At 74.6% G+C, this 11,533-nt stretch carries 10 protein-coding genes; 6 read left to right on the forward strand and 4 right to left on the reverse strand.

Features of this window, described 5'->3' with window-relative positions; genetic code table 11:
* Window positions 1–75 precede the first annotated feature (75 nt).
* The gene (locus ACIP4Z_RS03785; RefSeq protein ID WP_355336930.1) at window positions 76–618 is read left to right on the forward strand and encodes a hypothetical protein; all 543 of its coding nucleotides are present in this window, start codon (window positions 76–78) and stop codon (window positions 616–618) included.
* Between the two features lie 34 nt (window positions 619–652).
* Here ACIP4Z_RS03785 and ACIP4Z_RS03790 read toward each other — a convergent pair whose 3' ends face one another.
* Both ACIP4Z_RS03790 and ACIP4Z_RS03795 read right to left on the reverse strand, forming a co-directional pair.
* The gene (locus ACIP4Z_RS03790; protein ID WP_391117173.1) at window positions 653–1,522 is read right to left on the reverse strand and encodes a fused MFS/spermidine synthase; all 870 of its coding nucleotides are present in this window, start codon (window positions 1,520–1,522) and stop codon (window positions 653–655) included.
* Between the two features lie 94 nt (window positions 1,523–1,616).
* Window positions 1,617–2,084 (reverse strand): hypothetical protein, encoded by a 468-nt coding sequence (locus ACIP4Z_RS03795; RefSeq protein WP_391117175.1) that lies wholly within the window; start codon window positions 2,082–2,084, stop codon window positions 1,617–1,619.
* Between the two features lie 219 nt (window positions 2,085–2,303).
* Between ACIP4Z_RS03795 and ACIP4Z_RS03800 the strand changes: the two genes are divergently transcribed.
* The 4 genes from ACIP4Z_RS03800 (at window position 2,304) to ACIP4Z_RS03815 (ending at window position 8,692) form a co-directional block, all read left to right on the forward strand.
* Complete coding sequence (locus tag ACIP4Z_RS03800; protein WP_401304843.1) at window positions 2,304–3,683, forward strand: tetratricopeptide repeat protein; 1,380 nt, start codon at window positions 2,304–2,306, stop codon at window positions 3,681–3,683.
* Between the two features lie 940 nt (window positions 3,684–4,623).
* A complete protein-coding gene (locus ACIP4Z_RS03805) occupies window positions 4,624–6,609 on the forward strand; it encodes an ATP-binding protein (RefSeq protein ID WP_401304845.1) in 1,986 nt (661 codons plus the stop codon).
* Window positions 6,606–7,250 carry a response regulator gene (locus tag ACIP4Z_RS03810; protein ID WP_391047006.1) on the forward strand — a complete coding sequence of 215 codons (645 nt, stop codon included), beginning with the start codon at window positions 6,606–6,608 and terminating at the stop codon, window positions 7,248–7,250. Before ACIP4Z_RS03805 ends, ACIP4Z_RS03810 begins: the two co-directional genes overlap by 4 nt.
* Window positions 7,251–7,417: 167 nt before the next feature.
* Window positions 7,418–8,692, forward strand: a complete 1,275-nt coding sequence (locus tag ACIP4Z_RS03815) for an alpha/beta hydrolase (RefSeq protein ID WP_401304847.1) — start codon at window positions 7,418–7,420, stop codon at window positions 8,690–8,692.
* Window positions 8,693–8,756: 64 nt separating this feature from the next.
* Here ACIP4Z_RS03815 and ACIP4Z_RS03820 read toward each other — a convergent pair whose 3' ends face one another.
* The gene (locus ACIP4Z_RS03820) at window positions 8,757–9,350 is read right to left on the reverse strand and encodes a histidine phosphatase family protein (protein WP_355343256.1); all 594 of its coding nucleotides are present in this window, start codon (window positions 9,348–9,350) and stop codon (window positions 8,757–8,759) included.
* A gap of 86 nt (window positions 9,351–9,436) precedes the next feature.
* Window positions 9,437–10,126, reverse strand: coding sequence for a TetR/AcrR family transcriptional regulator (locus tag ACIP4Z_RS03825; RefSeq protein ID WP_355343253.1), 690 nt, complete (start codon window positions 10,124–10,126; stop codon window positions 9,437–9,439).
* 325 nt (window positions 10,127–10,451) lie between these two features.
* Between ACIP4Z_RS03825 and ACIP4Z_RS03830 the strand changes: the two genes are divergently transcribed.
* Window positions 10,452–11,516, forward strand: a complete 1,065-nt coding sequence (locus tag ACIP4Z_RS03830) for a phosphatase PAP2 family protein (protein WP_401304850.1) — start codon at window positions 10,452–10,454, stop codon at window positions 11,514–11,516.
* The last annotated feature ends 17 nt before the right edge of the window (window positions 11,517–11,533 follow it).

Below are 11,533 nucleotides of genomic sequence, written 5' to 3' on the forward strand. Positions count from 1 at the left end.
TTGAGGCGGGCGTTGAGCCGGACGCTGAGCCGGGCGTTCCGGTACGTGTTCCGGGCGGCGGGCGGGTGCGGCAGTATGGCGCGCGTGCACAGAGGACTGTTCCATGTCGGCGCCTGGGCGCTGGCGACCGCGGCGGCCGTGACCTTGTCGTGGTTCGGCGTGCACTCGGTGCTGCGCACGGCGTACGACCCGCCGCGCGCCCTGCCGATCTCGGACGGGGACCCGCCGGTCGTGTCCTCCACGCACCGCCCGAAGCCGACGCCGCCCGCGACGCCGACCGCCACGCACACCAGGGCGACGGCCCCGCCCCCGGTCACCGGCAAGGCCAAGGTGCCGCCGAAGACGCCGCCGGGCACGCCGAAGGCGACCGCCACGGCGAGCGGTGACACCGGCCATGTGCACAGCTACACCGTGGAGGGCGGCCGGGTCGCCCTCGACCTGGGCCCCGACTCGGCGTCGCTGGTCTCCGCGACGCCCAATCCGGGCTGGCAGATGCAGGTCTGGACGCAGGACGGCTGGCTGCGGGTGACCTTCACCGAGACCTCCGGCAGCGGCTCGTCCTCCGTCTTCTGCACCTGGAACGGCCACGCGCCGACGGTCCAGGCCTTCGAGGACTGACGCCCGGCCCGCCGCTACGGGGCAGGCCGCGGGCTTACGTGAAGACGCCGGGCGGTGGCGCCGGGGAGTCGGCGGCCGTGGCGTCCGTGACGACGGGCGCGCCGCCCGCGAAGTCCGCCAGCTCGCGGCCGTGTTCGACCCGGCCGGGGTGCGGGTCGGTGGCGACCCTGCGGGTCAGTTCGGCGACCGGCAGCGGGTGGTCGGCGGCGTAGAGGATGAGATTGCCGAATCTCTTGCCGCGCAGCACGGCGGGGTCCGCGGCCAGGCAGACCTCGGCGAAGGCGGCCCGTACGGTGGCGATCTGCGCGCGCAGGAAGTCCAGCCGCCCGCCGTCTGCGAGGTTGGCGGCGTAGTGCCCGTCGGGGCGCAGCACCCGGCGGACCTCGGTGAGGAATTCGGCGCTGGTGAGGTGGGCGGGGGTGCGGGCGCCGCCGAAGACGTCGGCGATGACCAGGTCGGCCCAGCCGTCCGGCAGTTTGGCCAGGCCCGCGCGGGCGTCGCCGCCGCGTACCTTGATCCGCCAGCCGCGGTCCCAGGGCAGTTCGGCCCGGACCAACTCGACCAGCGCGGTGTCCAGTTCCACGACCTGCTGGGTGGAGCGCGGCCGGGTGTGCGCGGTGTAGCGGGCCAGCGTCAGGGCACCCCCGCCCAGGTGCAGGACCTGCAACGGGCGGCCGGGCGGCGCGGCCAGGTCGATCAGGTGGCCGAGCCTGCGCTGGTAGGAGAAGTCCAGGTGCGCGGGGTCCGCGAGGTCCACGTGCGACTGCGGGGCGCCGTCGATCAGCAGCGTCCAGCCGCCGGGGCGCGCCCGGTCGGGCACGAGCGCGGCGAGTCCGCCGCCCACCTGTGCCTCGACCGTGTCCGGGGTACGCGCCCTGCCGCCGCTCTGCCGCTTGCCTGCCATCCCCCGATTATCGGGGACGGCCGGCGGCCGGGCGGGTCAGGGGCGGGGAGGCCGGAGAGGCCGGAGAGGCCGTGCGTGATCCGCTGGACAGGCCCTAGCGGTACCCCGGGGTCGCGTCCGCGGTCCGCAGGGCCGACTCGGCCGGGCGGTGGTGGTCCGCGGACGGGCAGAAGCCGTCGGCCAGCTCGATGGTGCGGGCCGCCATGCCGAGGGCCGCGCGCAGTACGGCCGGGTCGGTGACGACCGTGTCGGTGTGCGGCGGCACCAGCCAGCCGGTGTCCTCGACGGGCGGCTCGTCACCGATGACCAGACCGCGGCCGTCGGTGCTGGTACACGAGCTGCCGGGGACGTCCCAGCAGTCCGCGGTGCCGGGCGGGACGAGGAAGCCGAGGCTGTGCCCGGAGTTGTCGTGCAGTACGGGACCGACTCCGCTGCTCAGCCGCAGGATGTCGACCGCTTCCAGACCCTGCCTGGTCGGCACGGTGACCAGGTCGCACGGCGGCGGCAGTTGGCTGCTCTCCGTGCTCGGACCCGACGTGTGTGACCCGCTGGTGTCCAACAAGGCAACTCTCCTCACGCTCACGATGGGATCGGCACCACACCCGTATCAACGCGCCCCGGCGTCAACGGCTACGCGTGAATGACGCCGTAAGGGGTGGCGTTTCATGGCGGATAGCGCGTGAGATATCCGTTTTGTAGGCAAATTGAGTATTTCGCGGGCCCGATTCCCCGGTACGGTCGTCCCCGCCGCCGAGCGGCACCGTCCGTCCGGGAGTCCGTCATGACGTCGTTCCCCCTGCCCCCTCTCCCCCGCACCACCGGGTCGTCCGCCGCCGCGTCCGCTTCCCCGTACACGCCCAACACCGCCTTCCGTCAGTTGCGCGGCGACCGGTCGCCGGGCGAATTCGCGGCGGCGGTACGGCGCGCCGCCCGCGAGATCGGCGAGCACGTGAGCTGCGACGCGCGGTACATCGGGCGGCTGGAGAGCGGGGAGATCCGCTGCCCCAACTACGCCTACCAGCGGGTCTTCCGCCATCTGTTCCCCGACCTGACCTCGGCGGACATGGGCTTCGCACCCCGCCGGGCGGTACGGGGCCGCGCCCGCCGCTCCCCCGAGTCCGGCGCCGCCGGTCCGCCCGCCCTCTCCGTCCTGCCCTCCCCCACCGGCCCCACCGGCCCCACCGGCTCCACCGGCTCCACGGCTTCCGCCGGCCTTCCCGATCCGACGTACGAGGAGAGCGACGTGCTGCGTCGCGCATTCATGACCGGCGGCTCCGCCGCCCTCGCCAGCACGCTGGTGCCCGCGCAGGGCGGCCGGGACCGAGGCCGTACGACCGGCCGCGCCGGTTCCTCCGAGGTACGCGCCGTCCACGAGTCCGTCCGGCAGATCCGGCTGCACGACGACCGGCACGGCGCCGACGGCCTCTACGACGACGCCGGGGACGCCCTGCGCACGGCCTACCGGCTCCTGGACGAGAGCAGCCACGGGCCCGCCGTCGCCGCCGGGCTCGCCTCCGGCGCCGGTGAACTGGCCATCTCCGTCGGCTGGTTGGCCCACGACTCCGGGCGGCTCACCGAGGCCCGCTCGTACTACGCCGAGGCGCTGGCCACCGCCCGGATGGCCGGGGACTCCGCCCTGGAGGCCCACGCCTTCTGCAACACCGCCTTCCTCGCCCGCGACGCCGGGCGCCCCCGCGAGGCCGTCCGCGCCGCCCAGGCCGCCCAGCTCCTCGCCCGCTTCTTCGGCTCCCCCCGGCTGCTCTCCCTGCTCGCCCTGCGCGAGGCCGGGGGGCGCGCCGGGCTCGGCGACCGGCGCGGCTGCGAACTCGCCCTCTCCCGCGCCCACTCCCTCTTCGCCTCCGGCCCGCGCGACGCCGACCCCGCCTGGATGACGTTCTTCGGCGAAGCCGAACTCTCCGGCCTCGCCGCCCAGGCATGGTCCGCCCTCGGCGCCCACTCCCGCGCCGCTGCCGCCGCCCGCGAGGCCGTGCGCCTCCAGGACCCGCACTTCACCCGGAACATCGCCCTGTACGAGGCCGAACTCGCCCTCAATCTGGCCGCGTCCGGCCAGCCCGAGGAGGCCCAGGCGGCGCGCTCGCGCGCGCTGCGCCTCCTCGGACAGGTCCGCTCCTCCCGCATCCGCGCGATGCTGGTGGCGTAGCACGGGGCACCTCAGCGGACCCGGTCGTAGACGAGGGACAGCGTCCCGTGCTCGCCTGCCGCCCGCCTGGCCGCTAGCCCTCTTGCCCTTTGTCTTTGCCCGCCCGCCCACCCGTGCGGGTGCTTTCTTCGTCTGCGGGTGCCGCTTGTGCCTGGGTCGGTGCCGGTCCGGGGCACCTCCTCGAAATGCGGCTACCTGGTCTCCTGTATCCGGTGCCCTTCTTGTCACCGCATTTCTGCGGGGGCACCCCGGCCCGTCCCCTCCCGGTACGTCGGCGTCCGACGGTCGGTGGGGGTGGCCGGGGAGGGTAGGGGGCCTTTTCGGCATGCCGCCCTGCGCCGGTGCCCCCTCCCAGCAAGCCGCAAGACCTCGGCCCTCCCCCAAGCACCCAACACCACCCCTGCCCACCCCGCCAGACCGTCGCCTCCCCCAGGCCCCGACCCCCCTCGCCCACCCGGCCGGACAGTCGGGCGCGCAGGACCCGGGCTCCCACCCACCCCCCTTCGCCCACCCCGCCGGAAGGTCGGGGCACGCAGGGGCCGGGCTCCCACCCACCCCCTCCACCACCACAGCGGACCGTCAGCCGCCGACGCACCCGGCCCCACCCACCCCCCTCCGCAACGCCCACCGGCAGGCGGACGCCGACGCACCCGAACCCACCCACCCCCCTCCCCGGCAACCCCCACCGGCGGGCGGACGCCGACGTACCGGGAGGGGACGGGCCGGGGTGCCCCCGCAGAAATACGTTGACGGCCGGGTACCGGATTCGTAAAGGCCAGGTGATACGGATTTCGAGGAGGTACCCCGGACCGGCACCGACCAGGCACAGGCGGCACCCGCAGACGACAAAACACCCGCACGGGTGGGCGGGCGGGAAAAGGAAGCAAGACACGAAGGGCGGAGGCGGGTTCGTTAGGGTGCGGGGAGGGGGTGAGGGGCGGTGGACGGTGGAACCGTCGCAGGAGTCGCCGCGTCCACCGCGGCGCTGCTGACGCTGCACCTGCTCGCCAGCCACCGCACCGCCGGCCTCGCCGCCGCCGCCGCGGCCGGCGCCGTCGCGATGGCCACCGCCACCGCCGCCGCGGCCGGCCTGAGGCCGTGGAACGTCGCGGGCACCGCCCTCGTGGCGGCGGGCGCCGCGGCCGTCGCGTGGGCCCTGGGCCGCTCGCGGAAACGCAGGCGCGCCGAGCGCTCGGCCCTGGCCGCGTACCGTACCGGCGCACCCCAGATCCCCCGCTTCGCGGCCCTCGCGGAACGCGACCGGCTCGCGGTCGAGTTGCACGATGTCGCCGCCCAGCGCCTGACGGCGATCGTGGTCTCCGCCGCGGCGGCGCAGCGCCTCGCCGACCCCGAGCGCACGGCGGCCGCACTGCGCCACGCGGGCACCGCCGCCCGCCTGGCGATCGCGGAACTCGACGTCCTCACCGACCACGAGGACGAAAGGGCGGCGGACCTCGACGCCGTCGCGGCCCTCGCCGCCGAGGCCGGCGCCCATTACGAGTGCACCGCCGCGGCGGTCCCCGCGCCGACCGCCGCCCTCGCGTACCGCGTCGTGCGCGAGGCCCTGACCAACGCGGCGCGCTACGCCCGCGGTTCGGCGATCCGTATCGCCGTCGAGGCCGCCCCCGGCGTGGTCACGGTCACGGTCGGCGACAGCGGCGGCACGGCGCTCGAACCCCGCCTCGGCACGGGCCACGGCCTGGCCGGTCTGCGGACGACCGTGGCCGCCGCCGGGGGCACGCTCCGTTACGGCCCGGACGGCCCCGGCTGGAGGGTGCGGGCCGAACTCCCGGTCGCACAAGCCGCGTCCGGCCGGACACCCGGCGGGACACCCGACCGCCGCCGCCCCCTGTGGCGGGGACCCACCGCGCTCGACTGGGCGCTGGTCGTCCTGGCCGTCGCGCTGTCGCTCGGCGCAAGCCTGCTCTCGGACGACGTGCCCGACTCGTTTCGCGGACTGCTGCCGAGCGTGCCGGTGGTGGTGCTGTCCGGGCTGCACGCGGTGCCGTTGGGGTGGCGGTCGCGGGCGCCGGGGGCGGGGCTGGTGGCGGTGCTGTCGGCGCTGGTGCTGTGGTGGGGGTGCGACAGGGCCGGGTGGACCCGGCCGCCGGTCAGTGACATTTTCCTGGTCTATTGGTGGGTCGAGCTGACGTTCGTCTTCAGCGCGGGCGCGTATCTGGCGGTGCGGCGCGGGCTGATGGCGCCGGTGGCGGTGGCCGTGACCGGCGGTCTCGCGCTGGCCAGCGCGGACGGCATCACCGGCAGCAGGACGGCGGCCTGGGCGGCGCTGACCGGGCTGCTGGCGGTGCCGTCGTTCGCGCTGTGGTGGCTGGGTCTGGCCACCGCCAGGCGGCGGGAGCGGCGCGGGGCGGTGGCGGCGCGGGGGCGGGAACGGCTCGAACGGGACGCCGACGCCGCCGTACGCGACCAGCGCCGCCTGATCGCGGCGGGCCTGCTGCGTACCGCCCGGCAATACGCGGCGAATGTGGCGGACGCGGCCGACGCGGGACGGCTCGACACCGTTCTCGACGAGGCGCGCGCGGCCCTGGGCGCGCTCCGCGAACTCCTGCGTGACCTGCGCGGCCGGGACGGCGCGAGCACTCCGCCGCCCACGGTGGCGGGGATCGCCGCGCTGGCGGGCCGGTACGGCGCGACCGTCCGCTACCGGGGGCCGCACCGGGCGGTGACCGTCGTCGTGGGGGTGGCCGCGTACCGGGTCGCGGCGCTGCTGCTCGCCGAGGGGGTCACCCTCACCGTGCTGCGCCTGGACGCGGGTGTCGAACTCACCGCGCCGCCGCCCGGCGGCCCCGGCGCCCTGCGCCGGGTACGGGCGGTGGCCGACGCGGTGGGCGGTACGCTCACCAGGACCGACGACGACGCGGTGCGCGTGTGGCTGCCGGAGGTGTTCCCATCACGATCAGGGTGACGGTCGCCGACGACCAGGCGGTCGTACGCGCGGGCATCGCGGCGATCGTCGACGCGGAGCCCGGCCTGTCGGTCGTCGGCCAGGCCGACGACGGGGAGTCGGCGGTGGCGCTCGCCCTCGAACTGCGCCCGGACGTCGCGCTGATGGACATCAGGATGCCCGGCACCGGCGGTCTGGCCGCCACGGCCCGGATCGTCGCGGGCGCCCCCGCCACCCGTGTCATCGTGCTCACCAGCTTCGACCTCGACGAGTACGTGTTCGCCGCGCTGCGCGCCGGGGCCGTCGGCTTCCTGCTCAAGGACGCCGAGCCGGAACGGGTCGTGGACGCCGTGCGGGTGGTGGCCGGCGGGGCCGCCCTGCTCGACCCCGCGGTGACCGGACGGCTGATCGAGCGGTACGCCGCCGGGCCCGTCCCCGCCGACCCGGCGCGGCTGGCGCGCCTCACCCCGCGCGAGACCGAGGTCCTGCGGCACGTGGCGCGCGGCCTGGCCAACGCCGAGATCGCCGCCGTCCTGGGCATCAGCCCGGCCACCGTCAAGGACCATGTCGCCGTGGTCCTCGGCAAGCTGGGCGTACGCGACCGGGTCCAGGCGACGATCGCCGCGTACGAGACGGGTCTGGTCCGCCCCGGAGCCGGCTGAATCCGCGACCCCCGCCCCCGTACGAGACAGATCTGAGCCGCCGCGACCGGTCGGGCCCCCCGCCGCGCGGCGGGGGTCGGGACCCCGCCGACCAGCGGATTTCGCCGAACGCCGGTCGTCCGGGCGCACGACGACCGGGTGACCCGCGCGTACCTAGGCTCGGCGGCATGGCACTGAGACTTCCCCCGCTTCCCCCGCTCGCCCGCCGCATATTCGGCGGCGTCCTCCTCGTCGTCACGGTGGCGCTGACGCCCGTCACCGCGACCGCCGGTTTCTTCGCGGCGGCGTTCGCGACCGCGAACGTCCCGCTGCTCGCCCTGTGCGGCCTGGTGGTCGCCACGGGGACGGCCGCGGCGCTCGGCCGAGGGGCGTTCGCCCTGCTCGGCAAGGGCGGCCTGCGGGCGACCTGCGTCCTCACCGGCGTCCTGCTCCTCGGCGTCTGCGCGCTCGCCGCCGGTACGGTCTTCCGCCCGATGCCGACCTCCGCCTCGGCCCCGGTCCCGGCGGACGTCAGATTCTGGAATCTGCCGACCGGCTCACGGATCGCCTATGTGCACGCACCCGCCGTCGGCACTCCGAGGCCGACCCCGGTCGTCTTCCTGCACGGCGGCCCCGGCACCCCGTCTGAGGGCATCCCCACCGGCGGCCGGGAGTTGGCCGCGGACGGCTTCGACGTCTACGCGTACGACCAGGTGGGCGCCGGACGCTCCACCCGGCTCTCCGACGTCACCGGGTACACGGTGGCGCGCCAGGTCGCGGACCTCGACGCGATCCGCCGCACGATCGGGGCGGACCGGATCATCGTCGTCGGCCAGTCGTGGGGCGGTTCGCTGGCCGCCCAGTACCTGCTGGCGCACGGCACGCACGTCGCCAAGGCCGTGTTCACCTCGCCCGGCGCGCTGTGGGGCCACGAATTCCCCGGCTCCGCGGCGGGGGACCCCTGGGACCACCTGACACCGGCCCAGCGGGCGGCCCGTGACCGGCTGGACAGCAAGCCGCGGCTGATCGCCGCCAGTCTGCTGCTCCAGATCAACGCGCGCGCCGCGCACGCCCTGGTGGGCGACGGCGAACTCGACCACTGGATGCACGAGGTGGCCCTGCTCGGCAAGGACACCACCTCCTGCGCGGACGCCGCGGCCTCGGAGGCGCACGCCAACCCTCAGGGCTTCTACAGCAACCAGATGACCGTCAAGGACTTCGAGCAGCTCCCCGACCCGCGCCCGAGGCTGCGCGCGATCCGCGTTCCGTCCCTGGTCATGCGGGGAAGCTGCGACTTCATCAAGCCCGCCGTGACCGAGGAGTACCGGCAGACCCTCCCGGACTCCCGCCTCGTGCGCGTCGAGGACGCGGGCCACGCCATCTCCCACGACCAGCCCGCCCTCTACACCGCCCTCCTGCGGTCCTTCCTCCTGGACCGCCCCCTGCCGACGCCCGCCTCCTGAGCCGAGGACGCGGAGGGGACGGCGCGGGGACGGCGCGGGGACGGTGCGGGGCGCGGTCAGGGCCTCACGCCAAGTGACCGGTGTCGTTCCAGCGCTCGATCGCCGGGGCGCCGTAGGCCCAGCCGAGGATGGACAGGGAGGCGGGGTCGAGGCGGAGGGCGCCGGCGAAGGACGGGTCGAGGTCGAGCCAGCGGGCCCCGAGGACGCGCAGGAAGTGCCCGTGGGCGAAGACGAGGACGTCGCGCTCGGCGGACCGCGCCCAGGAGACGACCTGGTCGGCGCGCGCGGCGACCTCGGCCAGCGCCTCGCCGCCCGGCACGCCGTCACGCCAGATGGTGAAGCCGGGCCGCAGGTCCTGGAGCTGGGCGGGCGTCAGGCCCTCGTAGTCGCCGTAGTCCCATTCGACCAGCGCGTCCCACTCCTTGGCGGCGCCGCCGAAACCGGTGAGGTCACAGGTCTCGGCGGCCCGCAGCAGCGGACTCGTGCGGACCTCGACGTCGGGAAGTCCGTTCCAGGGCCCGCGCGCGAGCCGCTCCCCGAGGATCCGGGCGGTGCGCCGCCCCTCCTCGGTGAGGGGGATGTCGGTACGGCCGGTGTGCCGCCCGGACAGGGACCATTCCGTCTGGCCGTGTCTGACCAGAAGAATGCGCGGAGCCATGCGGCGGTGCCTTTCCTAGGAAACGGGCCCCCATCATCGCTCACGGCCCCGCCGTCCCCGCCCTCACGGCCCCGCCGTCCCCGCCCTCAGAGCCCCTGGCCGCCGCCGAGCAGACCCTCCAGCAGCCCTTCGAGGCCGAATTCGTACTGCGCGGAACCCTGGTCCTGGGCGCAGAGGAGTTCGGGCGCGAGGCTGACGAGGGCGGGGTAGACGTCGGGCGGCAGGGCGTCGATCTTGGCGCGGACCCGGTCGCGTACCCCGTCCTCGCACAGGGCGCGGGCCCGCCTGGTGTTCCACAGGGCGGAGCCGACGGTGTACTGCATGAGGGCCACGTGCGCGTGGGCCGCGTCGGCGCGGCCGAGCCCGGCGCGCCTGAGCAGGTCGAGCATGCGGTCGATGACGGCTATGGCGTCGTCGCCGCGCAGCGGCCTGATGGTGAGGAGCTGGAGCGCGGAGGGGTGCTCGGTGAAGAGCCCGTAGACGCCGCGGCAGACCTCCCGCAGCTCACCTCGCGGGTCGCCCGTGCCGGTGGGCGGAAGCTCTATCGTGTCCATCAGACGCTGTGCCACGGCGTCGCTGATCTCGTCCTTGCCCCGGAAGTGGGAGTAGACCGCCATGGTGCCGACGCCGAGTTCCTGGGCGAGCGCGCGCATGGTGAACGCCTCGGCGCCCTCGCGGTCGAGGAGGGTGATCGCGGCGTCGAGGATACGGTCGGGGTTGAGCGAGTTGCGGGGAGCGCGGCGCCGTGGGGAGCGGACCGGCTGGGTGACGGACATCCGATTCTCTTGTTTCTCGTACTCAGTCGTACTTCAGTCGTACAACAGTCACGCTGGGGTGCCTCGTGCGACGGGGTACGCCGAGGCCGGAACGTCGCCAACACGTCGAGGAATACGCCGAGGAAGGCAACCCGGAGAGCGGACCGGGCGTCCTCGACTGCACATACCCCTGCTACGGAACGTTGAACACCGTACGATGTCGGAGTTTCTTCCGTAGTTCTGGGCCGGTGTACGTGGCGTTTAGCGTACGTCGTACGGTAGAGGGTACGCGCCAAGACCATGACCGCCCGCCCGCGGCCTTCGGAGAACCTGGAGAGACGCCCGCATGACGATCACCGCCACCGCGCCGCGCGCCGCCGCCTACCGGGGGAAGCTGCGCTGGTGGACCGAGCTGCCGCTCATCGCGGTGATTTACGCGCTCTACTCCGGCGCCCGCCTGCTGGTCAGGGGGGATGTGGACGACGCCGTCGAACACGGCGCGGACATCCTGCACTTCGAGCAGCTCCTGCACATCGATCCGGAGCGCTGGTTCAACAAGCTCTTCACGCAGCACGCCTTCCTGGGCGTGCCCGCGGACTTCGCGTACGCGTCGCTGCACTATGTGGTGACGCCGAGCATCCTGATCTGGTTGTGGCGCCGCCGCCCGACGCACTACCGGGTGGCGCGCACGTGGCTGATGATCTCGACGCTGATCGGTCTGGTCGGCTTCACCGTGGCGCCCACCGCGCCGCCGCGGCTGATCGGCGGCGGGCACGGCTTCATCGACACGATGGCGCAGTACGGCTCCTACGGCTGGTGGGGCACCGACGCGAGCGCGCCGCGCGGTATGGGACATCTCACCAACCAGTACGCGGCGATGCCCAGCCTCCACGTGGGCTGGTCGCTGTGGTGCGGGATCATCCTGTGGCGCTACGGGCGGAACAGGGTGGTGCGCACCCTGGGCGTGCTCTACCCGGTGACGACGGCGTGTGTCGTGATGGGCACCGCCAACCACTATCTGCTGGACGCGGTGGCCGGTGTCGCCGTGATGGGCCTGGGCTATCTGCTGGCGAAGCCCGCGCTGCGGGTCGCCGACCGGCTGCTGGCGCGCGTGAAGGAAGCCCTGGGCAGGCAGACGGCCGAGGAGACGGAGCCGGTGTCCGGTGCGTCGTCCGCGGTGGTCACCGCGCACGTCGCCAATACCGCGCAGGTCTCCAACGGCACGCACGTGTCCAACGGCACGCATGCCACGGGCGTCAGCGGTGTCGCCGCGAGCATTCCGGCGCCCGGTGGCGGCGCCTCCGTACCGAAGCCGCGGACCGTGTCCGTACCGCCCGGCGCGGACGGGCCGGACGACGCCGACGACCCGCGTGCGGCGGGCGAACACGCCGGACAGAGCCGGATGTCGTAGCCGAGTGCCACACTTTC

This window comes from Streptomyces sp. NPDC088910 (genome assembly GCF_044749865.1).
GTDB lineage: Bacteria > Actinomycetota > Actinomycetes > Streptomycetales > Streptomycetaceae > Actinacidiphila.